Source organism: Streptomyces sp. NPDC005438 (assembly GCF_040606315.1).
Taxonomy (GTDB): Bacteria; Actinomycetota; Actinomycetes; order Streptomycetales; family Streptomycetaceae; genus Streptomyces.
Window position 1 is genome coordinate 341929 of the sequence record NZ_JBEXEP010000002.1, and the last position, 24206, is coordinate 366134.

The following is a 24206-nucleotide window of genomic DNA, read 5'->3' on the forward strand; positions in this document are numbered from 1 at the left end:
TGGGTATGCAGCCCGTGGCATTGCTGTGCCTGGTGAGTTACGTCAGTTCGGATTCGACCGTGTCTACTTGGAGGTGAACCGCCGTGGCACTCTCGATTTCGGCGGTGGTGCTGCTGGCGATCATCGTGTTCCTGCTGGTCAAGAAAGCAGGACTCAAGGCCGGACACGCGGTGGTCTGCGTGCTGTTCGGCTTCTATCTCGCCAGCTCCTCGATCGCTCCCACGATCAACGAGGTGACCACGAAGGTCGCCGGCATGATCGAGGACGTCAAGTTCTAGTGGCGGTCGCCCGGCCCTGAGGGGCCGTCGCGTACGCACTAGGCTCGGGGCCATGACCCCTGTCCCGGACCGTCGGCTGCTGCTGGTGCACGCGCATCCCGACGACGAGTCGATCAACAACGGCGTGACCATGGCGAGGTATGTCGCCGAGGGCGCCCGGGTGACCCTGGTGACCTGCACTCTCGGCGAGGAGGGCGAGGTCATCCCGCCCGGGCTGGCGCACCTGGAGTCTTCCCGCGAGGACCGGCTGGGGCAGCACCGGGTAGGGGAACTCGCCCACGCCATGCGGGAGTTGGGCGTCAGCGACCACCGCTTCCTGGGTGGACCCGGACGGTACCGCGACTCGGGCATGATCGGAACCCCACCCAACGAGCGACCGCACTGCTTCTGGCGCGCTCCGGTGGACGAGGCGGCCGGTGAACTGGCCGCCGTGATCCGCGAGGTGCGGCCCCAGGTGCTCGTCACCTACGACCCCGACGGGGGGTACGGGCACCCCGACCACATCCAGGCCCACCGGGTCGCGACCCGGGCGGTGGAACTGGCCGCCGACCCCGAACAGGGGCCAGAGACGGGTGAGGCCCACCGGGTGGACCGGGTGTTCTGGAACTGTGTGCCCCGGTCCGCGCTGGAACGTGACCTGGGCAGGATGCGCGAGGGCACCCTGCCGCACCCCTTCGCCGGGGTGGCCGACGCCAAGGACGTACCGGGTGTGGTGGACGACGCCCGGGTGGACGCCGTGGTGGGCGGAACCGGGGAGCAGGTGGCGGCCAAGCGTGCCGCGATGGGCGCCCACGTGACCCAGATCGAGGTGCGCGGCCCGGTGTTCGCGCTCTCCAACGGGCTGGGTCAGCCACTGTTGTCCGAGGAGTGCTACCGACTGGCGGGCGGTGCGGCTCCCCCTCCGGGGGAGAGGCCGTTGCGGGACCTGTTCGCCGAACTGCCCGTGGGGCCTGGGAGGTCGCGATGAGTGTGGTGCGGGATGGTCGCGGTGGTGCGGGGGCCGGTGGCGGTGCCACTGGTGAGGGGCTGTGGGCGCTGGGGTGGGCGCGCGGCCTGTGTTACGTCGGCCTGGGGCTGTTGGGCGTCCTGGTCGGCGCGGCGGGGGTGTTGGTGCAGGCGGCCTGGTTGCCGTTGGGGTTGGTGTTGGGGCTGTTGGGTTCGGTGGGGGTCTTCTGGGGCGGTTCGCAGGTGACCCGTAACAAGGTGGGGGCGGTGGCGCCGGCTACGGGGTGGTTTCTGGCCGTTTTCGGACTGGCGATGGCCCGGCCCGAGGGCGATCTGTTGCTCGGTGCCGGAGTTGGGGCCTATGTCTATCTGTTCGGTGGCCTGATGTGTGCCGTGATCTGCGCCACTCTGGCGTTGCCCGCACCGCTTGCTCCCAGGCCCAAGTCCCGCTGAGGGCGCCGGTGATGGGCGGGCCGCCGGCCGTCGCGGGCGCGTGGGGTCGTGACCCCCAGTATGGTGGTGCGCGCCGGCGAGCCGACCGCGAGACAAAGGGCGGCGCATCCAACCGGGAGAACCTGCTTTGAGCCGAGATAACGACAGTTCGTCCTCCGGGTCCGAGGGGTACGGCCCCACGCCCCGCCCCTCGGGAACTGACCCCTTCGCGCGCGACCCGGCGCGAGGGCAGACGTCCGAGCCTTCCGGGGACGGCGCACCAGGAGCAGAAGTGAGTCAGGACGAGCCCAAGACCGAGACCACCCTGACGACCAAGATCAAGATCAACATTCCTGGTTCCCGGCCCATCCCACCCGTGGTGATGCGTACTCGCGTCGACGAGGAGGGCGAGGGCTCCCAGGAGGGCGCCGACCCCACGAAGGCCTCCGGCTCCGCCGCCGAGGAGGAGCCCGGCGAGGGGAACGCCGAGGGGGGCCAGGACTCGTCGCAGCCGGAGATAAGCGACTGGTTCGCCCCCCGGAAGATGCCCACCCGGGCCTCCGAGGCGGAACCGGGCCCCTCCCCGGAGCCGGCCGCCCCGGTCCCGGAACCGCAGGACAGGCCCGGCCTGCCCCGACGGCTGGACGGACGGCCCGGCGAGGAGCCGGCGCCCGAGCCCCCCTCGCGGATCAGCGGGCTCTCACCGAGGGCCGACACCCCGGCGGACGGCTCCCCGGCGTACGGGAGTTGGGGCGCGGACCCGCAGCAGACCGGTGGCGGTGTGGCCCCCGGGGTGCCCGGGGCCTACGACGCCGCCCAGCCCGGGTATCCCTCCGACCCGATGGGATCGGTCGGCGAACCCGGCCCGTCCACCCTGGACTTCGGCACCGGACCCCTGGTCTCCGAGCCCGGCGGTGACTATCCGCCCGCCGAGGAGATGCCGTACGAGGGGCCGTACGGTGCGACGCCCGAGCAACGGCCGGAGTACCCGGGCAGCCCGGAGCCCCCCGGTGGCCGGGTCAGCAGCGACACCCTGGTCAGCGGCATCCCGGCGGTGCCCGGGGAGCCGGAGGACGCGGTGCCGCAGGAGGCCGGGCCGGCCGACGCCGCCCCCGCGTCCGGGCCGCCCGCCGCCCCCGACCGTTCCGAGGGCGGGTCCGCGCCCCGGCCCAAGCGGGGGCGCTCGCTGGGCATGTTGGCCGGCGTCGGCGTGGTGGTCGTCCTGGCCGTCGCCTACGGGGCCGGGCTGATGCTGGACCACGCCGACGTACCGCGCGGCACCACCGCCCTGGGCGTCGACATCGGCGGGCTGGACCAGCGCACCGCCGTCAACCGGCTGGAGGACGTGGCCGACAAGCGGGCCACCGTGCCGCTCACGGTGAGCGCCGAGGGCAAGCGTTCCCCCCTCAAACCCGAGGTGGCGGGGCTGACCCTGGACGCCGAGGAGACGGTGCGCAAGGCCTCCGGGCGGGACTACAACCCGATCTCGGTGATCGGCTCCCTGTTCGGTCAGGAGCGCACCGCGGACCCGGTGGTGACCGTCGACGAGGAGAAGCTCCAGAACGCGCTGGGCAAGGTCGCCTCGGGTGGTGACGCCCAGGACGGCATGGTGAAGTTCGCGAACGGCCGGGCGGTGGGCGTACGGGGCAAGCCGCACCCGGCGGTGGACGTCTCCAGCGCCGCCGCCACCGTGGAGTCGGCGTTCCGGGAGCGGGCCGCGAGTGGGGAGAACGGCGCGGTCAGGCTGCCGATGAAGCAGCGGCAGCCGCAGGTCACCCAAAAGGAGATCGACCGCGCCATCCGGGAGTTCGGCAAGCCGGCGATGTCCGGGCTGGTGACGGTGAAGGCCGGGGACGCCTCCATCCAGTTCAGCCCGCAGAAGTCGTTGCCGAAGTTCCTGTCGATGAAGTCGGTCAACGGCAGGCTGGTGGACTCCTACGACCTGCCGGAGTTGAAGAAGCTGTACGGCTCGACCTTCGACGGGGTCCGGGTGCGGACCGCGAGCGGGACGCGCGGGGTGATGCCCCAGGACGTGGTGAGCGCCCTGCGGGTCGCCCTCAAGGAGACCGATCCGGCCAAGAGGGTCCAGGAGATCCCGCTCAACCCCAACTGACGGCAGCCGCCCGGAGCGTGACCGCGCCCGGGGCCGTACCTCTGACCGGGGTACGGCCCCGGGCGTCGTCGTGGCGGGTCAGTTGAGCCGTGCCCGCGCGCTACGGGCGCGTCGGCGGGCCGCTCCGGCGGCGGCGGGTTCCATGGCGGCGATGGCGTTGGCGTACTCCTCCATCTCGGCTGCGCCGTCCCGGAACTGGCCCCGGTCCACCAGGAGTTGGGCCCGTTCCAGCCGCAGTTGCGCGGGGTGGTGGGGGAGCCGTAGCGCCAGGTCGACCGCCCACAGCTGGACGTCGGAGTGCTCGGGCCGGGCCGCCGCCCAGGCGCGGATGTTGTTCAGTACGCGCAGCACGATCTCCACCGGGTCGGCGGGCAGCAGCAGGCTGGCCGCCGCTCTGGCCGAGGCCCGCTCACGGTCCCCGGTGGCCTCGGACACCAGCAGGTCGACCTCGCCCTCCGGCAGGGGGCGTCCTCCGGCGAAGGGGTCCACCAGCACGTGGTCCCCGTCCGGTTCGCCGACGCCCACCACGAAGTGGCCGGGCAGGGCCACCCCGTACATCGGGGCGCCGGCCCGACGGCCGACCTCCATCCACACCACCGACAGCAGGATGGGCAGGCCCCGGCGTCGGCGGAGCACCTGGTGCAGCAGCGAGGACTCCAGCCGTCGGTAGTCGGCCGGGCGTCCGGCGAAGCCCTCCCGTCGACCGAGCGCCTCGGCCAGTACCCGGGCCCAGTCGGCGGGGGAGCGGTCGCGGCCGTACGGCAGGGAGCCGGCCAGCCGGTCGAGTTCGATCTCGACCGCGTCCATGCCGTGCTGGTCCAGCTCGACGTCGGCCTCCGCGCAGATCAGCAGGCACAGTCGCACCAGGTCGGGCCGCTCGGAGCGGGCCGCCTCGGCGAACAGGTCCTGGTTGTCCATCGTGGCTCCGGTGTCCGGCTCGGTGTTCGGGCTGCTCAGGTCCTGGGTTGCACGCGGTAGTGGTAGCGGTGGTGTTCCACGAAGCCCAGGCCCTCGTACAGGGCCAGTGCCCCCTCATTGTCCGGCTCGACCTGGAGGTAGCCGGTGGTGGCCCCCTCGGACAGGGCGACCCGTGCCAGCGCGGCCATCACCGCCGTGGCCAGTCCGTGCCGTCGCCAGCGGGGGGAGACCTCGACGGCGTTGAACCCGGCCCACCGGCCCTCCACCACACAGCGGCCCCGGGCGGCCGGGGTGCCGTCACCCCGCGCGTCCGGCACGGTGACGAACCACACCGAGGGCCCACCGGTGAGGACGGCGCGGGCCTCGGGGCCGCTGGAGCGGTACCCGGTCAGCCACTCCTCGGTGAGCGCGCGCTCCACCCGTACCCGGGCGTCCTCCGGGGCGTCGGTCAGCGGGGGCAGGGGCGCCAGCGACAGCAGCGCCGCCGCGCGCACCGTCCAGCCCCGGTGCTCCAGCAGGGCGTCCAGGGCGGCGCCCTCGCCCCGGGGGTCGACCACCACCACGGTGCCCGGCAGTCCCCGGGCGTGGTACCAGTCGGCCACCTCGTCGACGGCCCGTTCGACGGGCACCCCGGGGTCGCCGAGGGCCAGCGTGGAGTTGGCCCGCCAGGTGAAGCCGTCGGCCGCCCGCAGCAGCCAGTCGCCCAGGGGTTCGCGGTCCACCGCCGGCCAGCCCCGGGCGGCGATCCGCTCCAGTTCGGCGGTGTCCGTGCCGGGGCCGCCGCGAAGGCGCCGCCCCCGTCGGGTGGCCGGTGGCACCACCTTGGCGGCGACCAGGTCCCGCTCGTCCAGCCGTACCGCCTCTCCGTCCCGACGGGTGACGAGGAGCACACCGTTCTCCCAGGAGGTGAGGTGGCCCAGGGTGTCGGTGAACCGGGCGCCGGGGGTGTCCTCCGGGAGCCGGGTGCGTATCGACACCCGCTTCCCCACGTCGTCGGGCGTGATGCGGACCGAGAGCTGTCCGCCCAGGGCGAATTCCATCCTTGGGTAGCCCCCTCGTTTCGTGTGTGATGCGGGAACGGCGATACTAGACGCGGGCATCGACGACGCCGCGCTCCCGCGCGCCCTGTGGTGGTACCACCTATCGGACCACCGGCCCTGAAGAGGAGGAACGACAGCGTGACCTACGTCATCGCGGAGCCTTGTGTCGACCTGAAGGACAAGGCCTGCATCGAGGAGTGCCCCGTCGACTGCATCTACGAGGGCCAGCGGTGCTTGTACATCCACCCCGACGAATGCGTCGACTGCGGGGCCTGTGAACCCGTCTGCCCCGTGGAAGCGATCTTCTACGAGGACGACACCCCGGAGGAGTGGAAGGACTACTACAAGGCCAACGTGGAGTTCTTCGACGAGTTGGGTTCGCCCGGCGGCGCCAGCAAGCTCGGCCTGATCGAGCGGGACCACCCGTTCGTCGCCGCCCTCCCGCCGATGGGCGACTGAACCGTCCCTCGCGCGTCCCCAGTCCCGTACGGCCGAGGGGTCGTACGGGCACATCCGGCAGGGCCCGGCAGCGGGCCCGGGCCGGTCGGCCGAAGGAAATGAGAACCACGTGCCCCCAGTGACCGAGCGCCTTCCCGTCTTTCCCTGGGACCGGCTGGAGCCGTACAAGAAGACCGCGGCCGGCCACGCGGACGGCATCGTGGACCTCTCCGTGGGCACCCCCGTCGACCCGGTGCCGCCGCTGGTGCGCCAGGCGTTGACCGAGGCCGCCGACAGCCCCGGGTACCCCACCGTGTGGGGCACCCCCGAGCTGCGGGACGCCCTGGTGGAGTGGTGTACGCGCAGGCTGGGCGCGGTCGGGCTGGGGCACCGGGGCGTGCTGCCGGTGGTGGGTTCCAAGGAGCTGGTTGCCTGGCTGCCCACCCAGCTGGGGCTGGGCCCCGGCGACCGGGTGGCCTACCCGGAACTCGCCTACCCCACCTACGAGGTGGGCGCCCGGCTGGCCCGTGCCGAGCCGGTCGCCTACCGCCACCCCACCGAGCTGGACCCCGCCGGCCTGAAGCTGTTGTGGCTCAACTCGCCCTCCAACCCGACCGGTCGGGTCCTGGACCGCGAGGAACTGCGGGAGACCGTGGTGTGGGCCCGCCAGCACGGGGTGCTGGTGGCCAGCGACGAGTGCTACCTGGAGCTGGGCTGGGAGGCGGAGCCGCACTCGGTGCTGAACCCGGAGGTGTGCGGCCCGGACCACAGGGGGCTGGTCACCGTCCACTCGCTGTCCAAGCGCTCCAACCTGGCCGGTTACCGCGCGGCCTTCCTGGCCGGTGACCCCGCCGTCCTGGACGAGCTGCTCCAGATCCGCAAGCACGGCGGGATGATGGTGCCCGCCCCGGTGCAGGCGGCCACCGTCGCGGCCCTGGGCGACGACGAGCACGTGGCCGAGCAGCGCGCCCGGTACGCCGCCCGCCGGTCCGCCCTGCGGGAGGCGCTGGAGAAGCAGGGCTTCCGTGTCGAGCACAGCGAGGCCTCGCTCTACCTGTGGGCCACCCGCGACGAGCCCTGCTGGCACACCGTCGCCGCCCTGGCCTCGCTGGGGGTCCTGGTGGCGCCCGGTGACTTCTACGGCCCGGCCGGGGACCACCACGTACGTATCGCCTTCACCGCCACCGACGAACGGGTACGGGCGGCGGTGCGCCGACTCTCCGAGGAACCGCTCCCCGCCTGAGCGCCCCTCGCGTCCCCCTACGCCAGGGCGCCCGGAGGCCGGTGTACGGAACCGGGCGCGCTCACACCCCCGAAAGCGGAACCCTCGGCGGGGGAGTCGGCCGGCCCGACAGCCCGCCGCCGCCCCACCGGTCACGTCCCCCGCCCTCGGCGCGGGGCCCCTTCCGTCCGAACCCCACACGAGGGGGGCCGGTGTCGGACACGACACCGGCCCCCCTCGTACGGGTCACGTGACAGGTCAGCCACCCAGCGGCAGACCGCCCACCAGCGGGGTGTTGCCGCTGCCGGGCAGCAGGTTGCCGACCTGCCGGGTCGGCTGGCCCTGGGTCTGGCCACCGTCGGCGGGCTGCTGCCCGCCCGACAGCAGTCGCGAAGTGGTGGGCAGCGTCTGGGGGTTGGGCAGCTTGGGGGTGTCCGGCAGGGTGCCCTCGCGGGCCATCTCGCCGACGGCCAGGCCGAGTTCGGTACCGGCGCGGCCGAGGGTCTTGTCCCCGTCCGGGATGTCGATCTTGTTGGCGGTGGGGGTGGCCGGGCCGCTGCCGGGGGTGACGGTGCCGTCGAGGACGCGGACCACCTTGGCTCCGGTCTCCTTGACCCGCTCGGGCAGGTTGCCGTCCAGGGGGGTGGCGTTGCGGTCGAGGTCCTGGGTGCCCTGGTCGACGACCTGCTTGGCGTCCTCACCGAGTCCGCCGGCGGTCTGGCCCAGGCTCCGCGCCTGGTCGACGGTGCCGTCCACGGTGCCGCCCAGGCCCGCGCCGTCCGGGCTGGTCAGGCTGCCCACGCCGGGGGTCTGAGACAGGTCGGCGGCGCTGGCGGCACCCGTGGCTCCGACCACGGAGGCGGCACCGGCGGCCGTCAACAACGCGGCTCGGGCGACCCGGCGGGAGAGGGGGAGGGACATGGCGCTCCTTTGACCAAACAGGTAGACGAAGACTGTGCGCGGGGCCGTGTCCACCGGTGAACGGTGAGGCCTCGGACGCAGTGCCTATCGTTCGGAGCGGTCCCGAGGTTGCGGCGGCGCGGGTAAAGGATTGGCAATGTGCCCTGGGTCAGCGGGGGTTGAGGCTCAGTCGCACCTCGGAACGCCCGGTCCCGCCACCGGTCCGCCAGCCCTCGTCACCCTTCTCCGCGCTCCACACCCGGCCGTCGTAGGCGATCTGCTCCATCCCCAGCGAGGTGGCGTGGGCCACCGCCCAGTGCGCCAACTCCCAGCCCCGTCGGCGGTCAGGGGCGCTCAGCACCACGGTGCGCTCCTCCGCCGAGGTACGCGCGCTCCCCTTGTTCCGCTGCCCCGGGCCGCCCCCCGAGGTCCGCTCCGTACCCTTCCGGGGCACCACCCCCGGGCCGAACTCCCGGGCCAGCTCGGCGCGTACCCGGTCCGGGTCCCCGGGGGTGCGCACCTCCTCGCTGCCCTTGCCGATGGTGCAGCGGACACTGGCCGGACGGCTGCCCCGGAAGGCGGCGGCCAGCGTCCGGGCGTGCGGCTCGTGCTTGGCGTACGCCTCGGGGTGGCCGCTGCGTTGGACCTGCTGGGCCGCCTCGGTCACCGGCAGGTCGGCGTATCCGGGGATCTCCACCAGGTGGTCGTAGAACTTCCCGGAGGCGTAGACCGGGTCACGCACCTGCCGCTTGGTGCCCCAGCCCTGCGAGGGGCGCTGTTGGAACAGGCCGAGCGAGTCGCGGTCCCCGTAGTCGAGGTTGCGCAGCATCGACTCCTGGAGCGCGGTGGCCAGGGCCACGGTCAGCGCCCGTTCGGGCAGCTTCCGGGCGGAGGCCACCGCCGAGATGGTCGCCGCGTGCCGGGCCTGGGCCGGTGACAGCTCGTAGGTCTCGGTACCGTCGCCCCCGCCCACCTCGCAGCGCGGCGGGCCGGGGCGTCCGTCCCCCACGTACTGCACCAGTACGTACGCCCCCACGCCCAGGAGCACCACGGTCGTCACCAACCAGCGCAGCGGTCGGCGCGGTCTTCCCTGTCCAGTCGCGGAGTTCGGCACGCGACAAAGGTAGTGCCAGCGTGCCCACGGCAGCAGACCCAGGCGCCGGTAGGGTGCCGCCCATGCACAGCACCGGACTCGACCTGCGACAGGACGCGGCCACCCTCACCGCGCGACTGGTGGACTTCCCCTCCGAGAGCGGCACCGAGGAGCCCTTGGTGGACGAACTGGAGACGGCCCTGAGGGCGCTGCCCCACCTGACGGTGGACCGGTACGGCAACAACCTGGTGGCCCGCACCCGTCTGGACCGCCCGGAGCGGGTGATCCTCGCCGGTCACGTCGACACCGTCCCCGTGGCGGGCAACCTCCCCTCCCGGCTGGACGAGGACGGGCAGCTGTGGGGCTGCGGCACCTCCGACATGAAGGCGGGAGTCGCGGTACAACTCCGCCTGGCCGCCACGGTGCCCGAACCCAACCGCGACCTGACCTTCGTCTTCTACGACAACGAGGAGGTCGCCGCCCACCTCAACGGACTGGGGCACGTCGCACGGGCCCACCCCGACTGGCTGGCCGGTGACTTCGCGGTGCTGCTGGAACCCTCCAACGGCCAGGTGGAGGGCGGCTGCCAGGGCACTCTGCGGGTGCTGCTGCGCACCACCGGCCAGCGGGCCCACTCGGCCCGTTCCTGGATGGGGGCCAACGCCATCCACGCCGCCCGGCCCGTTCTGGACCGGCTCGCCGGCTACCAGCCGCGCCGTAGGGTCATCGACGGCCTGGAGTACCGCGAGGGGCTCAACGCGGTCCACATCGAGGGCGGGGTGGCCGGCAACGTCATCCCCGACCTGTGCACCGTCACCGTCAACTACCGCTACGCCCCCGACCGTGACGAACAGCAGGCCCTGGACCACGTACGCGAGGTCTTCGCCGACTGCGGGGTCGAGGAGATGATCGTGGACGACAGCTCCGGGGGAGCCCTGCCGGGGCTCTCTCACCCGGCGGCGGTGGCCTTCCTGGAGGCGGTGGGCGGCGAGGCCCACCCCAAGTACGGCTGGACCGACGTCTCCCGGTTCAGCGCCCTGGGCGTCCCGGCCGTCAACTACGGCCCCGGGGACCCCAACCTGGCCCACAAGCGGGACGAGCGGGTGGACACCGCCCTGATCACCCACTGCGAGGAACGGCTGCGCCACTGGCTCACCAGCTGACGGCCCGCCGTCACCGGCCGTGGCGCCCCGGCGGCCACGTAGACTCGACCGACGCGTGCGGGGACGGGGTTCCCATCCCGTCCACCGGCTGTTCACCCGCCGCTCGCGGCGGCGCGAAACGGGTCGGTGACCGTGCGGGGAGTCACCTGGAAGGAGAACCTCAGTGGCCAGCTCCGAGCAGCGCCCCAAGTCCGACGGCGACCGGTCGGCACCCTCCGAGCAGCGACTCGGCCCGGTCGTCCGCAGGCGAGGGCAGGTCCGGTCGGGCACCACCGACCAACGCCTGCTGGACACCACCGGTCCCTCCGACTTCGTCCACCAGGACCCCTGGCGGGTGATGCGGATCCAGTCGGAGTTCATCGAGGGGTTCGGCGCCCTGGCCGAACTCGGGCCGGCGATCAGCGTGTTCGGCTCCGCCCGCACCCGTACCGAGTCGCCGGAGTACGCCACCGGCGTCCTGCTGGGCCGTCGACTGGTGGAGGCCGGTTTCGGGGTGATCACCGGTGGTGGGCCGGGAGCCATGGAGGCGGCCAACAAGGGCGCCCTGGAGGCGGGCGGCACCTCGGTGGGGCTGGGCATCGAGCTGCCCTTCGAACAGGGGATGAACCCCTATGTCGACATCGGCGTCAACTTCCGCTACTTCTTCGTCCGCAAGACCATGTTCGTCAAGTACGCCCAGGGCTTCGTGGTGCTGCCCGGTGGCATGGGCACCCTGGACGAGCTGTTCGAGGCGGTGACCCTGGTGCAGACCGGCAAGGTCACCCGCTTCCCCATCGTGCTGTTCGGCGTGGACTACTGGGGCGGGCTGGTCGACTGGTTGCGGAACGCCGTGGTCGCCGAGGGCAAGGCCTCCGAACGGGACATGGAGCTGTTCCACGTCACCGACGACGTGGACGAGGCGGTCACCCTGGTGACCAAGGAGGTCTCCGGCCAACTGGGCTGAGCCCCCGTTCCCCGGACCCCTCACTCACAGGTCCCTCCCACCCGTGGGAGGGACCTGACGTCTGTCCGGCACCCGCCGGTGCGGTCTGGCACCGCCCGGTTCGCCACCTCCCGACGCCCCGAACTCCCCAGCCCCGAGGGCGGGTCGGGGTGCCGGCTCCCTGGTACACCCGGCTCGCCCGTTCCGTGCTGGGCGGCTTCTGCCGGGGGAGGCCGGGGCGTCGCGGCCCCTGACCGCGTGGCTCCTGCCGCGCCCACGCTCACCGGAGGTCACGGCGACTGCGGCCCGTGACGGTACGGGCCCGTGCCGGCCTCGCCCGTGGGTGGCTGAGGCGGCGTAAGGGGCCGGGGGTGGACCTCGCGCTGGCCGTCGGGCTCGACTTGCAGTCGTGTGGGGGCATCCCCTCGGGCCCGGGTCGCGCCGGTGCTCCTTGTCGGGCGGGTCCGCCTCGTGTGGGGTGCGGCGGCGTGTGGCTCTCGCGGTCCCCCGTGGGGGTGGGCGGTGGGGACGGTGGGTGGTTGACGTTGGTCGCGACGTCGGGGGAGGCCGGGGCATCCCGTCACGGTCACCCGGTGGGGCTCGTACAGTGACCGCCCGGGGGCCGGGGTTCGTGGGCCCACTGGGCCGGGCCGTATCCGGGTGGCCCGGTACGGCGTCGGGTCACGGAACCTCAGGCCAGCCCTCTGCGGGCGACCCTGGGGGGACGGTGCCCGGCGATGGCGGCCACCATCTCCAGCACCTGGCGGGTCTCGGCCACCTCGTGGACCCGGTACACCCGGGCGCCCAGCCAGGCGGAGACCGCCGTGGTGGCCAGGGTTCCCAACAGCCGTTCCTTCACCGGGAGGTCGAGGGTCTCGCCCACGAAGTCCTTGTTGGACAGGGACACCAGCACCGGCCAGCCGGTGGCCGTCATCTCCCCGAGGCGACGGGTGGCCTCCAGGGAGTGCCGGGTCGACTTGCCGAAGTCGTGGCCCGGGTCGATCAGGATGGCGTCCTCGCGTACGCCCAACTCCCGCGCCCGCTCCGCCAGTTGACCGGTCACCCGCAGGATGTCGGCCATCACGTCCGGGTACTCCACCCGGTGGGGCCGGGTACGCGGCCGGGCGCCCCCGGCGTGGGTGCACACCAGCCCCACGTCGTACCGGGCGGCCACCTCGGCCAGCAGCGGGTCCACCCCGCCCCAGGCGTCGTTCAGCAGGTCCGCGCCCACCTCGCACACCGCCTCGCCCACCTCGTGCCGCCAGGTGTCCACACTGATCACCACGTCCGGGTACCGCCGGCGTACCTCGGCCACGAAACCGACCGTCCGCCGCGCCTCCTCCTCGGCGGTCACCTCGGTGCCCGGCCCGGCCTTCACCCCGCCGATGTCCACGATGGCCGCGCCCTCGGCCACCGCCCGCTCCACCCGGTCCAGGGCCGGCTGGTCCTGGAAGGTGGCCCCCTGGTCGTAGAAGGAGTCCGGGGTGCGGTTGACGATCGCCATGATCACCGGCTCCTCGGGGCCGAACTCGCGCCTGCCCAGCCGCAACATCCTCGTGACTCCTCCCGGACCGGCTCGCTCCGACTGCTCCCGGACGTCTGACGAGCCTATCCGGGGTGGCCGGGTGCCGGTCCGGGCAGCCGGCCGGGCGGAGGCCCCGGTCGGCTGACCCCGCTGGACCATCCGGCGCTGCGCTCGCTGGCCCGCTCGATGGGCAGGGCCTTCGAACAGCGGGTGCTGTTCACCCGGGAGGGGGGTTCGGGCCCGGCCGCCGACCTCCAGGACGTACTGGGCGCACCCGTACTCTTCCTCGGCATCTCGGTGCCCTCCGACGGCTGGCACGCGCCGAACGAGAAGTGGGTCGCCGCCGTGGCCGCGAACGGTCCCGGACTTCCGAGGGGCGGCCGGGCGGTGGGCGGTCCATGAAACGATGGGCGGCACGGCATGGGCCGTAGCCCGGCGATGTCGAGGACCGCCCCGTGGACTATGGAGAAGTCGGTGTTCTGGTTTCTGCTGATCTCGTTGGTCGTGGTGGTCGCCGCGATCACCCTCGCCGTGCTGAGCAGCACCGACAGCCGGGGGCCCGGTGTGGCGGGAGGGCTCACCGACGCGGCGGTGGACCAGCTGGACGAGCCCTTGCCCGGCCACCGCCCCATCAGCCGCGCCGACGTGGACACCCTGCGCCTTCCCCTGGCCGTACGGGGCTACCGGATGCAGCAGGTCGACGACGTACTGGACCGGCTGGCGGCCGAGTTGGACGAGCGGGACGCCCGGATCGCCGAGCTGGAGGCCGGGCTGGCCCGCTACCGCAAACAGCGTGGCACCGGCCCCTCCCCACGCTGGCCCGAGGTCACCCCGGCGGAGGCCGCGCCGCAGCCCCCGCTGTGGCCCTCGCCCCAGGACGACCCGTACGGGGTCCAGGAGTTGGAGGACGGGTCGCACGACCGGAGGACACCGTGAACGCGGGACTGACCGCTGGACTGGGGGCCGAGCCGGGACCGGACGGGCGGCTCCGCTGCCGCTGGGGCCTGACCGCCGAGTCCGTGGGCGACTACCGCGAGTACCACGACCATGAGTGGGGACGGCCGGTCCACGGGGACCAGGCACTGTTCGAGCGGCTCTCCCTGGAGGCCTTCCAGTCCGGGCTGTCCTGGCTGACCATCCTCCGCCGGCGGGAGGGGTTCCGCGCCGGGTTCGCCGGCTTCGACATCCCCACCGTCGCCGCGTTCACCGAGGAGGACCGGACGCGGCTGCTGGCCGACCCCGGGATCATCCGCAACCGTTCGAAGGTCGACGCCACCCTGCACAACGCCCGGGTACTGGCCGAGTGGGGGCCCGGCGAGCTGGACGAACTCATCTGGTCCCACGCCCCCGCGCCCCGGCCGGCGCCCCGGCACACCGGCGAGGTACCGGCCCACACCGAGGAGTCCGCCGCCCTCTCCCGCGCGCTGAAGAAGCGCGGGCTGCGCTTCGTCGGCCCCACCACGGCCTACGCGACCATGCAGGCCTGCGGACTGGTCAACGACCACCTCGCCGACTGCTTCGTCCGTACGGCGACGGACGGGCCCGCCGCCTGAGGCGACGGGCCCGGTCGGTCAGCGGGCGACCCGGTTCAGTGGCCCACGTAACGGGGACGTTCCTTCGCCACGAAGGCGTCCACCGCGATCCGGTGGTCCTGGGTGCCGCCCGAGCGGATCTGGAGTTCGGCCTCCTTCTCCAGGGTCTCCGCCAGGGTGTGGTCGGCGGCGTAGGCCAGCGACTCCTTGATGGCGGCGTAGGCCGCGGTCGGCCCCTCGGCCAGGGTGCGGGCCACCGTACGGGCCTCCTCGGCCAGCGCCTCCGGGGCCACCACACGGTTGGCGATGCCCAACTCCCGGGCCTCGTCGGCGTGCACACTGCGCGGGAACATCAACAGCTCGGTCGCCCGGCTGGTGCCCACCAGCCGGGGCAGGGTCCAGGACATCCCCGAGTCGGCGGTCAGCCCGATCGCGGCGAACGCGGTGGTGAAGCTCGCCTTCTCGGACACCACCCGGTAGTCGGCGGCGAAGGCGAACCCGGCCCCCGCCCCGGCGGCGGCGCCGTTGACGGCGGCCACCACCGGCTTGGGCATGGTGGCGATCGCCAGCGCGATGGGGTTGTAGTGCTCGTGCACGGTGCGCAGGGCCTCGCCGCCCTCGGTCTCGTTGAGCCGCCGTACGTGCTCCTTGAGGTCCTGCCCCACGCAGAACCCCCGGCCGTTGCCGGTCAGCAGCACCGCCCGCACCGCCGGGTCCCTGGCCACCTGTTGCAGGGTGTCCCGCAGGGCCTCCTTGAGTTCGGTGTCGAGCGCGTTCATCGCGTCGGGGCGGTTGAGGGTGACGGTGGCCAGTCCCTCGGTCAGTTCGTAGAGCACGGTGTCGGACATGGCGCCCAGCATGACCGAGAACCACGGCGCTCGAAAGACACCCGGCGGACCGGCGCCAGGACCCCCGCGACGGGGTCGCCGATGTGAGGTGCGTCAACCTTTGACGGTCGCGGATGTGAGGGTGATGTGTACAGGTGCCCGCCACAGCGCGGTCGGAACGCCGTACGGGGCGGTTCCGGGACGTTGCGATGCGCAAGTGATGCGAACCGCTGTTGGTCATCGGGTCCCGCCATGCGGGATAATGGCGCAGGAAGCAATGTGTTCGATGCCGGTGACACCGTGCCTGCCATGGGGCCGTCGGCTGCGATGAGCTGGTTTCAGGAAGGGGAACGAGCATGGCGGCCATGAAGCCGCGGACGGGCGACGGCCCGCTCGAGGTGACCAAGGAGGGGCGGGGCATCATCATGCGCGTTCCGCTCGAAGGCGGTGGGCGACTCGTCGTGGAGCTGACCCCGGACGAGGCGACCGCCCTCGGCGAGGAGCTGAAGAAGGCCTGCGGCTGACGGCGTCGGCGACCCCGGGGACGCGGGGCGTCCACGGCGAGACCCACGGCGATCACCTTGACGTACGCGACGTGAGCCCCGGAGTCCACCACTCCGGGGCTTCGTCATGTTCGCTTCGTCGTGTTCTGCGTCATGTTCGGGGTGCCGCGTGCCGGCGACCGCCCGGACCCCTCGTGCCGCGCCCCTACGGGAGGCGGGCGCCCCTCCGACTCAGTCGTCCTCGCGCTTGACCGCGCACAGCAGCCCGTCGCCGCAGGGCAGCAGGGCCGGCAGCAGGGTGGTGCTCTCCCGCACCGTACGCAGCAGTTCGCGCATCTTGAGCACCTCCGCGCTCTGGGCGGTACTGGTGTCCACGGTGCGCCCCTCGGCGAACGTCCCCTCGAAGCAGATCAGCCCGCCGGGCCGCAGCAGCCGCATGGCCTCGCCGAGGTAGTCCAGGTACTCCATGCGGTCGCCGTCGCAGAACACCAGGTCGTAGCCGCCGTCCGCGAGGCGGGGGAGCACCTCCAGGGCGTGACCGGGGATGAAGCGCGCCCGGTTGTGAGCGAAGCCGGCTCCCCGGAAGGCGTGCCGGGCGAACTGCTGCCACTCCGGTTCCACGTCGACGGTGGTGAGCACTCCGTCGGGCCGCATCCCGTGCAGCAGGTGGATCCCGGACACCCCGCACCCGGTGCCGATCTCCGCGACGGCCTTGGCCCCGCAGGTCGCCGCCAGCATTCGGAGGGCGGCACCGGTGCCCGAGGACACCGCGCGTAGACCGGACTCCTGCGCCCGCTCCCGGGCCCAGCGCAGGGCTACGCTCTCGGCGTTCTCGACAAGCTCGGCGCCGTATGCGTCGGCGAATGCCCAGCTTGCCTGCCGGTTGCCGGTAATGACCCTCTCCTGTCCCCGTCGTACACGCCACGGTGACTGTATCGGCTACCCGGGGAACCCGATGATGGGACCGGACGTTGGGGGAGGAGGAATCAGCGGGAATTCAACGGCGGAGGGACACGGGGGTGCTCATGACTCCAGTCGACGGGCTGCGGGAGCGGGCGGGTGCGCCGGCTCACGCGTCGGGGCCTCCAGCCGTTTATGTGGAGCTAACGCCCCAGGTGACTAAGGTGGGGAGTCCACTGGACACCCAAGCTGACAGGGGAGGTGCGGCCAGGACCGGTGACCGGGGGGCGCTCCGCCGTCTCCGTGGGTTGGCGGGCCAGCCGAGATCCGTGACCAACACCGCTGACCGAGTCCACTCCGCCGCATCGACCGCGTCCACGACCGCGACCTTCGACACCGATGCCTCCAGCGCGGCGTGGACTCCTCCCAGCTGGGAGGAGATCGTCAGCACGCACAGCGCCCGGGTGTACCGCCTGGCCTACCGCCTCACCGGTAACCAGCACGACGCCGAGGACCTGACCCAGGAGGTCTTCGTCCGGGTCTTCAGGTCCCTGTCGACCTACACCCCCGGCACCTTCGAGGGCTGGCTGCACCGGATCACCACCAACCTCTTCCTGGACATGGTGCGCCGCAAGCAGCGCATCCGCTTCGACGCCCTGGGCGACGACGCCGCCGAGCGGCTGCCCAGCCGCGAGCCCACCCCCCAACAGCACTTCAACGACACCCACTTCGACGCCGACGTCCAGCAGGCGCTGGACACCCTGGCGCCGGAGTTCCGGGCGGCGGTGGTGCTCTGCGACATCGAGGGCCTGTCCTACGAGGAGATCGCCGCCACGCTCGGCGTCAAGCTGGGCACGGTGCGCAGCCGTATCCACCGTGGCCGCTCCCACCTGCGCAAGGCCCTGCGCCACCGTTCCCCCGAGGCCCGAGCGGAGCAGCGGGTGCCGGCCGAGGCGGTGTCCGCCCTGCCCGGGCCAGCCGCCGGGGAGGTCGGTGCGGAGTGACCGCCTCCGACAGCGGGCTCACGCCCGTGGAGCAGCATCTCGGTGACCGCCTCGCCGCCCTGGTGGACGGCGAGTTGGGTCATGAGGCGAGGGAGCGGGTGCTCGCGCACCTGGCCACCTGTGTGACCTGCAAGGCCGAGGCGGACGCCCAGCGCAGACTCAAGAGCGTGTTCGCGGACACGGCGCCCCCACCACCCTCGGACGGACTGCTGGCCCGGCTCCAGGGGCTCCCCACCTCCGGCGACGGTGAGTCGGGCCCCGGGCAGCCGGGGGAGCCGGCCTCCTCCTGGGACTTCGACTACCTGCGCGGCTCCGAGCCCTCCAGCCGGCGCAGCCTTCTGACCCCGCCCAAGGGCTTCCGTATCCACGAGCCCGAGCCCCGTTCCGGCACCCGGCACCGACGGCTGGCCTTCGCCGCCGCCGGAGCGGTGTCCCTGGCGGCGCTGGCCCTCGGGGGCGGTATGACCTCCGGTGCGGGGGGTCCGGTCGCCGCTGGGCAGGGGGGCGACTCCAACACCAGCGCGGTCCGTTCCAGCAGCTCAGGCGGGGAGGAACGTTCCGACAGGCGTCGGGCGGGCGACCGCAGGCAGCGTGCGGCCCGGGTGGAGAAGGCCTCCGGGCAGTCCGCCAGTCGTCAGTCCGGTACGCCCAGCGCCGTGCTGGGGGGATACTCCCTCACCCCCGGCGTCTACTCCACCAGTACGAGTCCCTTCGTGGAGGGGCCGGGCTCCGACTCCGGTCTGCGACTGGCCACCTCCCAGAAGCGCTCCGGGCAGCGTTCCGGCCAGCAGAGCCTGCTGGGTTCCGAGGAGTCCCGGCCGAGTGTGACCCCGAGTGGCAAGGGCCCTCTGGTGCGAGCCGGGGTGCCGGACTCGGCGGACGGTGAGCGGGCCGAGGGCCTCTGGCGGATACCGCGCCGTTGAGCCGCGTGTGGCTGGGCGTGAAGACCAAGACCTGGTTGAATCCTCGGGTGCCGTCTCGGGTGGCTGACGCCGCGCGAGTCCCGGAGCGTGACCGAGGTCGGTGAAGCTCCCATCCGTTGCGGCGGTCGGCCCAGCTCCGCGTCCGCGGGGCGACGAGCACCTTCCGCGGGGAGAACATGGACAAGGGGAAGACCACCGGAGGCGAGAAGCCGAAGTGGTGGAACCGCTCGCGCCGTGACACGGGCCCGACGTCCACCCCGGAGGCTCCCGGTTCCCCGGCCCCGGACGACGGCACCGCCCAGACCACCCCGCCCCCCGAGCGGCAGCAGTACCCCCCGACCGCCTCCCCCGGGGCCGACGCCCCGCAGGGCGCCGCTCCCCAGCACACCCGCCCCGAGGGGGAGCCGGCACCCGACCCCACCGTGGCCCCCTCGCAGGGCGCCCGTTCCGACCTCGCCGCCCCCTCGGAGGGCGCCGCCGACCACACCGGGGCCGACGCGACCGGGGACGCCGCCCACGACCCGGGGGCTGACCGAACCGAGGCAGTGGCCCACCACACCGGGGCTGACGCGACCGGTGCAGCCGCCGACCACACCGGGGCCGACGCGACCGGGAACGCCCCTGTCGGTTCCCGTACTGCTCCGGGAGGCGGCGGGGCAGACGCCGATCCCGCACGGGAGCACCGTACGGTCGCCAACTCGCGGGAAACGGCCGGCACTTCACCCACCCCGCCGGAAGCCGGCCCCGCCACGCCACCGCCGGACGAGCCCCCGGCCGCCCCCTCCCCGGCGGCGGCCCCCCAACCCGGAGCCGCCCCTCCTCCCGCGCGCCCCGAGGGTGCCCCCGCCACGGTGCCGTCGGAGGGAGCCGACCAGTCCGCACCATCCGAGGGCGCGGGCCGGGTGGGCGCACCGGAAGCCGAGCCCCGGAGCGCCCCACCCGAGACCGGTCCCGAGGCCACACCGTCGCCCTCCCCGGGGAGTACGGCTGAAGCCGGGCCGCCCCCCGACCTGACCACTCCGCTGCACGGGGAGGACCCCTACGGCACCCCGCCCTACGGCGGCCCCGGCCCGTGGGCCCCGGCACCTCTGGTGCAGCACCCCTCCGCCACCCCTCCCCGGGGGGTGCCGACCGGTGCGACTCCGGCCCAGGGCGTCCCCGCCCAGGGTGGCGTCCCCGCCCAGTCGGCCGAGGTGGCCCCGGCGAGTGCCCCGCCTCCCGGGCAGCCCCCGCCGCACCCCGGTACGCCGGCCCCCGGCGCGGCACCCCTGGGCCCGACCCCGGCCACCGTGTGCGCGACCTCGGCCCACGAGTCGACGCCGGCCCACGGGGCGACCCCGGCCGGGGGCACCCCGCTGCCCGGCCCCGCCCAGCGGGCCGCCCACCCCCAGACCGCCCACCCCCACGGCGGGCCCTCCGCCCCGGTGCCCGCCCAGGGCGTGCCCGGGGACGCCAACTGGCCGCACCCGTACGACCCCTGGGCCGACCATCCGGTCGCCCACACCGCCCCGACCCGGGAGCGGTCCCCGCGTGGTCGGCGTCTGGTGCTGGCCGCGTTGGCGCTCACCCTGGTCGCCGGGCTCGCCGGCGGGGTGGTGGGCGTGGCACTGGAGCGGGCCGGCGATCTGGGCGGTATCCACCTGGAGCAGCCGCCCGCCGACAGCAAGCCGCCCGCCCGGGGTTCGGTCGCCGCCATCGCCCAGTCGGTACTCCCGGGGGTGGTGACCCTCCACGTGTCGGGCGCCAAGTCCCAGGGCACCGGCACCGGCTTCGTCCTCGACGACCGGGGGCACATCCTCACCAACAGCCACGTGGTGGACGCGGCCAAGGACGGCGGACAGATCCGGGTCACCTTCCAGGACGGGCAGTCCACCCAGGCGAAGCTGGTCGGACACGACAGCGGGTACGACCTGGCGGTGGTGAAGGTCGACGGGGTCTCGGGGCTCAGGCCCCTTCCGCTGGGCAACTCCGAGGCCGTACGGGTGGGCGATCCGGTGGTGGCCGTCGGTGCCCCCTTCGACCTGGCCGGCACGGTCACCTCGGGGATCATCAGCGCCAAGGAGCGTCCCATCACCGCCGGGGGCGAGCGGGACGCCAGCGATGTCAGCTACGTCAACGCCCTCCAGACCGACGCGCCCATCAACCCCGGCAACTCCGGGGGGCCGCTGTTGGACAGCGGGGGACGGGTGATCGGGATCAACAGCGTGATCCGCTCCGCCGACAGCGGGCGCACTCCCGGTTCGGGCCAGGGCGGCAGCATCGGACTGGGCTTCGCCATCCCCGTGAACCAGGCCAAGCGGGTCGCCGAGGAACTGATCAGCACCGGCAGGGCCACCCATCCGGTGATCGGTGTCCTCCTCGACATGGAGTACGAGGGCGAGGGGGCCAAGGTCGGCGCTCGGAAGAGCGACGGCCCCCCGGTCACTCCCGGTGGTCCCGGTGCCCGCGCGGGGTTGCGGAAGGGCGATGTGATCACCGAGGTGGACGGGGAACGGGTGCGCGACGGTGAGGAGTTGATCGTGAGGATCCGCAGCCACGAGCCGGAGGACAAGCTGCGGCTGCTGGTGCGCCGGGGTGGGAGTGAGCACACGGTCACGGTCACCCTGGGGGCGTCCAGTGAGGAGTGAACGGTTGGCGGGGCGTACGGAAGAGGTGGCCACCTCCCCGTACCCCCTTTCCTGCGGGTACCGTGACCCTGGCCGTGCGGCCGATGGGGCGGGAGTGACCCGTGGTCGTGTTCGGGGTCGGGTAGACGGCCTCCGAGGAAGAGATGAGGGAGCTAGCAGGTGTTCTTCGACATAGGCCCCCTTGAGCTGATCGCGCTGATCATTCTGGCGGTGCTGATCTTCGGGCCGGACAAGCTCCCCAAGGTCATCCAGGACATCTCCCAGTTCATTCGGAAGATCCGGCAGTTCTCCGACAGCGCCAAGGAGGACATCCGCAGCGAACTGGGGCCGGAGTTCAAGGACTTCGAGTTCGAGGACCTCAACCCCAAGAACTTCGCCCGCAAGCACCTGTTGGACGGGGACGACGACCTGGGGCTGAAGGAGATCCGGGAGAGTCTGGACTTCCGCAAGGACATGGACCAGATCGCCGGTGTCTCCAAGGACGACGAACCGGACGAGAAGCCTGCCCGGACCAGCCTCACCAAGAGCGAGGAACCGGACGAGAAGTCCGCTCCTACCAGCCTCACCAAGGCTGGCACCAGCACGCCGTCGCTACGAAAAGGCGACGGTTCCCCGTCCGCCAACGGCGGCCGGCTCACCAAGAGCGAAAGTGCCGGTGCGGAGTCCACGGCGGCCCGACGGGAACCCCCGCCGTATGACGCGGACGCCACCTGACGTTCACCCACAGCAAGAAGCGCCAGTTCACAGCGTTGTGCTGGCGGGGCTTTCCGCTGCCGACCTCCGCTTCACGCTTCGCCCGGCGGGGCGTACGGATTCCTCCAGTGAGACAGTTCTCACGTATCAGGATGCCGTCGGTTCTTCTGCCATGCCCGAAACGTGGGACCGGGATGGCTATCCTCCCTGTGTCCGGGGCCGCCGTTCTCACGGGGGCAGGCCGCCCAAGCGACAGGGCAACGAGGAGGCTCGCGAACATGGAGACGAGGAGTCGGACAGGGGGCCAGGGAGTGCTCGGCGCGCCGAGCACGGCAGCGTCCTTCGCCGGGGTGCCCCACGCACAGCCTTCGGTGGACAGCTACCTGAGGGCCGCCTTTCCCTGGTACGGGCTGGACGAGGCGTTCACCGGGCCGCGTTGGCTGAACCAGGTCGGAGTCGGAGCCGACGGGACCGTGGAGCACGGTTCCGTGGGACACGGGGACGAACCCTCCCTACGGGTGGAGAGCAGTCCCGAGGAACAACGGTTCTGTGTGGTGGTGACGGTCGCCGAACGCCCGGTGCGCCGTAGCGCCGACGGCACCGGGGTGCTGGAGGCCACCACCGTGGGCTCGGCCGCCTGGCTGGCCGGCTCGGGACTGCTGTCCCGCACCTATCCCACGCACATGGACCACAACCTGCGTCAGGACTGGCTGGACCAACAGACCAGCGTGGCCTGGGAGTTGGCGGACGATCTGGAGGGCTCCGGCTGGTCCACGCTCTCCCTGCCGGTGGACGAGGCGCCCACCGACTTCCGCTACCGCGAGTCGGACTACGGCTGGGTGCTGGCCGGCGCCACCGCCGAGGGCGTGCACCTGGGCGCTTACGGCCGGGGGCTGAGCGCCTACGGGCTGGCCTTCTCCGTGGTCGGCGACCTCACCGGGTACCGCCCCAGCCACAGCGGCTGACCGTCGGCTGACAGCGAGGTACGGGTGGGGCCGGCGACCCGGAACGGGTCGCCGGCCCCACCCGTGTCACGTTCAGAACTTGTTGCTGGGGGTCAGCCCCAGGGACATCCCCGACAGTCCCCGCTGACGGCTGGCCAGCTTGTCGGCCACCGAACGGATGGCGGCGCCGGAGGGGGAGTCGGGGTCACTGAGTACCACCGGCTTGCCCTCGTCGCCCCCGGCCCGTAGCCGTACGTCGATGGGGATGGCGCCCAGCACCGGCACCTCGGCGCCGGTGGTACGGGTGAGCCCCTCGGCCACCCGCTGGCCGCCCCCGGTGCCGAAGACGTCGACCATCTCGTCGCAGTGGGGGCAGGGCATCCCCGACATGTTCTCCACGACGCCCACGATCTTCTGGTGGGTCTGCACGGCGATGGAGCCGGCCCGCTCGGCGACCTCGGCGGCGGCCTGCTGGGGGGTGGTGACCACCAGGATCTCCGCGCCGGGCACCAGCTGGGCCACCGAGATGGCGATGTCGCCGGTGCCGGGCGGCAGGTCCAGCAGCAGGACGTCCAGGTCGCCCCAGTAGACGTCGGCCAGGAACTGCTGGAGGGCCCGGTGCAGCATCGGTCCGCGCCACACCACCGGGGCGTTGCCGGGGGTGAACATCCCGATGGAGATCACCTTCACCCCGTTCGCCGAGGGCGGCATGATCATGTCCTCGACCTGGGTGGGCCGCCCGTCGACGCCCAGCATCCGGGGCACCGAGTGGCCGTAGATGTCGGCGTCGACCACGCCGACCTTGAGCCCGTCGGCGGCCAGCGAGGCGGCCAGGTTGACGGTGACCGAGGACTTGCCGACGCCGCCCTTGCCGGAGGCCACGCAGTACACCCGGGTCAGCGAACCGGGCTGGGCGAACGGCACCTCCCGCTCGGTCTTGCCGCCGCGCAGGGAGGCGGCCAGCTCACGGCGCTGTTCGTCGCTCATCACGTCCAGCTCGACGTGCACCGAGCCGACCCCGGGCACCCCCTGGACGGCCTCGGTGACGTTGCGGGTGATGGTGTCGCGCATGGGGCAGCCGGCGACCGTCAGGTAGATCGCGACCGACACCGCCCCGTCAGCGCCGATCTCGATGGATTTCACCATGCCCAGATCGGTGATCGGGCGGTGGATCTCCGGGTCGTTGACCGTCGCCAGGGCGGCGGTGACCGCCTCCTGGGTGACTGCGGACGTGTCGGTAGCCATGCGTCGATGGTACGGCGAC

23 protein-coding genes and 2 pseudogenes are annotated in these 24206 nt (G+C 72.9%); 17 read left to right on the forward strand and 8 right to left on the reverse strand.

Annotated elements, in window-relative coordinates:
• Positions 1–83 precede the first annotated feature (83 nt).
• From ABZT14_RS06295 to ABZT14_RS06310, 4 genes are all read left to right on the forward strand, one after another.
• Positions 84–278 carry a hypothetical protein gene (locus tag ABZT14_RS06295; RefSeq protein ID WP_356297831.1) on the forward strand — a complete coding sequence of 65 codons (195 nt, stop codon included), beginning with the start codon at positions 84–86 and terminating at the stop codon, positions 276–278.
• 52 nt (positions 279–330) lie between these two features.
• Positions 331–1245, forward strand: a complete 915-nt coding sequence (mshB, locus tag ABZT14_RS06300; RefSeq protein ID WP_356297833.1) for an N-acetyl-1-D-myo-inositol-2-amino-2-deoxy-alpha-D-glucopyranoside deacetylase — start codon at positions 331–333, stop codon at positions 1243–1245.
• Complete coding sequence (locus ABZT14_RS06305; protein ID WP_356297835.1) at positions 1242–1676, forward strand: DUF6113 family protein; 435 nt, start codon at positions 1242–1244, stop codon at positions 1674–1676. The genes mshB and ABZT14_RS06305 overlap by 4 nt, the downstream gene beginning before the upstream one ends.
• Positions 1677–1947: 271 nt before the next feature.
• Entirely contained in the window at positions 1948–3768 is a 1821-nt protein-coding gene (locus ABZT14_RS06310) for a hypothetical protein (protein WP_356297837.1), read from the forward strand.
• A gap of 78 nt (positions 3769–3846) precedes the next feature.
• Here the strand turns inward: ABZT14_RS06310 and ABZT14_RS06315 are convergent, their stop codons facing one another.
• Both ABZT14_RS06315 and ABZT14_RS06320 read right to left on the reverse strand, forming a co-directional pair.
• Entirely contained in the window at positions 3847–4686 is an 840-nt protein-coding gene (locus ABZT14_RS06315; protein WP_356297839.1) for a transglutaminase-like domain-containing protein, read from the reverse strand.
• Positions 4687–4721: 35 nt separating this feature from the next.
• Positions 4722–5726 (reverse strand): GNAT family N-acetyltransferase, encoded by a 1005-nt coding sequence (locus tag ABZT14_RS06320; RefSeq protein ID WP_356297841.1) that lies wholly within the window; start codon positions 5724–5726, stop codon positions 4722–4724.
• A 138-nt stretch (positions 5727–5864) separates the two neighbouring features.
• Here ABZT14_RS06320 and fdxA point away from each other — a divergent pair, with 138 nt between their 5' ends.
• Positions 5865–6185, forward strand: a complete 321-nt coding sequence (fdxA, locus tag ABZT14_RS06325; protein WP_356297843.1) for a ferredoxin — start codon at positions 5865–5867, stop codon at positions 6183–6185.
• Between the two features lie 109 nt (positions 6186–6294).
• On the forward strand, positions 6295–7407 hold the full coding sequence (dapC, locus tag ABZT14_RS06330) for a succinyldiaminopimelate transaminase (RefSeq protein WP_356297845.1): 1113 nt from the start codon (positions 6295–6297) through the stop codon (positions 7405–7407).
• Positions 7408–8133: 726 nt separating this feature from the next.
• On the opposite strand, the pseudogene ABZT14_RS06335 reads toward dapC, so the two are convergent.
• Together ABZT14_RS06335 and ABZT14_RS06340 are read right to left on the reverse strand one after the other, a co-directional pair.
• Positions 8134–8307 (reverse strand): annotated as a pseudogene (locus ABZT14_RS06335) (ATP-binding protein); the annotation flags it as partial.
• Between the two features lie 148 nt (positions 8308–8455).
• Positions 8456–9400 (reverse strand): hypothetical protein, encoded by a 945-nt coding sequence (locus tag ABZT14_RS06340; protein WP_356297847.1) that lies wholly within the window; start codon positions 9398–9400, stop codon positions 8456–8458.
• 62 nt (positions 9401–9462) lie between these two features.
• Here ABZT14_RS06340 and dapE point away from each other — a divergent pair, with 62 nt between their 5' ends.
• Both dapE and ABZT14_RS06350 read left to right on the forward strand, forming a co-directional pair.
• A complete protein-coding gene (dapE, locus tag ABZT14_RS06345) occupies positions 9463–10542 on the forward strand; it encodes a succinyl-diaminopimelate desuccinylase (RefSeq protein ID WP_356297849.1) in 1080 nt (359 codons plus the stop codon).
• A 163-nt stretch (positions 10543–10705) separates the two neighbouring features.
• Positions 10706–11485: a TIGR00730 family Rossman fold protein gene (locus ABZT14_RS06350; protein WP_356297851.1), complete on the forward strand. Its 780-nt coding sequence runs from the start codon at positions 10706–10708 to the stop codon at positions 11483–11485.
• Between the two features lie 670 nt (positions 11486–12155).
• On the opposite strand, the gene folP is transcribed toward ABZT14_RS06350, so the two are convergent.
• Complete coding sequence (folP, locus tag ABZT14_RS06355; RefSeq protein ID WP_356297853.1) at positions 12156–13016, reverse strand: dihydropteroate synthase; 861 nt, start codon at positions 13014–13016, stop codon at positions 12156–12158.
• Positions 13017–13130: 114 nt separating this feature from the next.
• Between folP and ABZT14_RS06360 the strand changes: the two are divergent.
• The 3 genes and pseudogenes from ABZT14_RS06360 to ABZT14_RS06370 all read left to right on the forward strand — a co-directional run.
• Positions 13131–13322 (forward strand): annotated as a pseudogene (locus tag ABZT14_RS06360) (peptidase M20); the annotation flags it as partial.
• 141 nt (positions 13323–13463) lie between these two features.
• Positions 13464–13925 carry a DivIVA domain-containing protein gene (locus ABZT14_RS06365; protein ID WP_356297855.1) on the forward strand — a complete coding sequence of 154 codons (462 nt, stop codon included), beginning with the start codon at positions 13464–13466 and terminating at the stop codon, positions 13923–13925.
• 8 nt (positions 13926–13933) lie between these two features.
• Positions 13934–14542, forward strand: coding sequence for a DNA-3-methyladenine glycosylase I (locus ABZT14_RS06370; RefSeq protein WP_356298541.1), 609 nt, complete (start codon positions 13934–13936; stop codon positions 14540–14542).
• A gap of 35 nt (positions 14543–14577) precedes the next feature.
• Here the strand turns inward: ABZT14_RS06370 and ABZT14_RS06375 are convergent, their stop codons facing one another.
• A complete protein-coding gene (locus ABZT14_RS06375) occupies positions 14578–15369 on the reverse strand; it encodes an enoyl-CoA hydratase-related protein (protein ID WP_356297857.1) in 792 nt (263 codons plus the stop codon).
• A 335-nt stretch (positions 15370–15704) separates the two neighbouring features.
• Here ABZT14_RS06375 and ABZT14_RS06380 point away from each other — a divergent pair, with 335 nt between their 5' ends.
• A complete protein-coding gene (locus ABZT14_RS06380) occupies positions 15705–15872 on the forward strand; it encodes a DUF3117 domain-containing protein (protein ID WP_356297859.1) in 168 nt (55 codons plus the stop codon).
• Positions 15873–16082: 210 nt separating this feature from the next.
• On the opposite strand, the gene ABZT14_RS06385 is transcribed toward ABZT14_RS06380, so the two are convergent.
• On the reverse strand, positions 16083–16787 hold the full coding sequence (locus ABZT14_RS06385; protein ID WP_356298542.1) for an O-methyltransferase: 705 nt from the start codon (positions 16785–16787) through the stop codon (positions 16083–16085).
• A gap of 200 nt (positions 16788–16987) precedes the next feature.
• Here ABZT14_RS06385 and sigE point away from each other — a divergent pair, with 200 nt between their 5' ends.
• The 5 genes from sigE to ABZT14_RS06410 all read left to right on the forward strand — a co-directional run bounded on the left by sigE (position 16988) and on the right by ABZT14_RS06410 (position 22963).
• Complete coding sequence (gene sigE, locus ABZT14_RS06390) at positions 16988–17755, forward strand: RNA polymerase sigma factor SigE (protein WP_356298544.1); 768 nt, start codon at positions 16988–16990, stop codon at positions 17753–17755.
• Positions 17752–18678, forward strand: a complete 927-nt coding sequence (locus ABZT14_RS06395) for a zf-HC2 domain-containing protein (RefSeq protein WP_356297861.1) — start codon at positions 17752–17754, stop codon at positions 18676–18678. The genes sigE and ABZT14_RS06395 overlap by 4 nt, the downstream gene beginning before the upstream one ends.
• A 176-nt stretch (positions 18679–18854) precedes the next feature.
• On the forward strand, positions 18855–21305 hold the full coding sequence (locus ABZT14_RS06400; RefSeq protein WP_356297863.1) for a trypsin-like peptidase domain-containing protein: 2451 nt from the start codon (positions 18855–18857) through the stop codon (positions 21303–21305).
• A gap of 159 nt (positions 21306–21464) precedes the next feature.
• Positions 21465–22019, forward strand: a complete 555-nt coding sequence (locus ABZT14_RS06405) for a sec-independent translocase (RefSeq protein WP_356297866.1) — start codon at positions 21465–21467, stop codon at positions 22017–22019.
• A 257-nt stretch (positions 22020–22276) separates the two neighbouring features.
• A complete protein-coding gene (locus tag ABZT14_RS06410; RefSeq protein ID WP_356297868.1) occupies positions 22277–22963 on the forward strand; it encodes a hypothetical protein in 687 nt (228 codons plus the stop codon).
• A gap of 72 nt (positions 22964–23035) precedes the next feature.
• On the opposite strand, the gene ABZT14_RS06415 is transcribed toward ABZT14_RS06410, so the two are convergent.
• On the reverse strand, positions 23036–24187 hold the full coding sequence (locus ABZT14_RS06415) for an Mrp/NBP35 family ATP-binding protein (protein ID WP_356297870.1): 1152 nt from the start codon (positions 24185–24187) through the stop codon (positions 23036–23038).
• Between the last annotated feature and the right edge of the window lie 19 nt (positions 24188–24206).